1 protein-coding gene is annotated in these 510 nt (G+C 49.4%); it reads right to left on the bottom strand.

All coding sequences use genetic code 11. From position 1 onward, the window contains the following. Positions 1 to 510, bottom strand: a 510-nt coding sequence (locus tag QF629_13105) for a ribonuclease E/G (protein ID MDP6014455.1), incomplete at both ends; no start/stop codon positions are given.

The raw sequence follows: 510 nt of genomic DNA on the forward strand, positions 1-510 counted from the left end.
TGCTCTCCTCCTTGGCCATGTCAATGAAATCGACAATAATGATTCCGCCGATATTACGCAGGCGTAACTGATAGACGACTTCTTTGACTGCCTCTAAGTTGGTCTTAAGGATAGTTTCTTCCGGATCTGTATGCCCAACAAACTTCCCGGTGTTGACGTCGATGGCAACCAGTGCCTCGGTTTGGTCAATAGAAATGTATCCCCCGGACTTAAGCCAGACTTTACGTTCCAAGGCGCGGTTGATTTCGATTTCCATCCCGAAATGATCGAAGATGGGAACGGTACCTCGGTACAACTCGACTTTGTGGGAAAGGTGTGGCAGGTAGCTGCCGCAGAACTCAAGGCAATTCTGGTACTCAATTTTTGAGTCCACCACCATCCGGCTCACTTCCTCGGTGAACAAGTCGCGGATGGAGCGGAAGATGAGGTTCAAATCTTCATAAAGCAGGTGGCGGCCCGAGGATTTTCCCGATTTTTCTTTAAGGTTGTCCCACAGCCGGTGCAGGAATT

The organism is Alphaproteobacteria bacterium (assembly GCA_030739735.1).
Lineage (GTDB): Bacteria > Pseudomonadota > Alphaproteobacteria > UBA7887 > UBA7887 > UBA7887.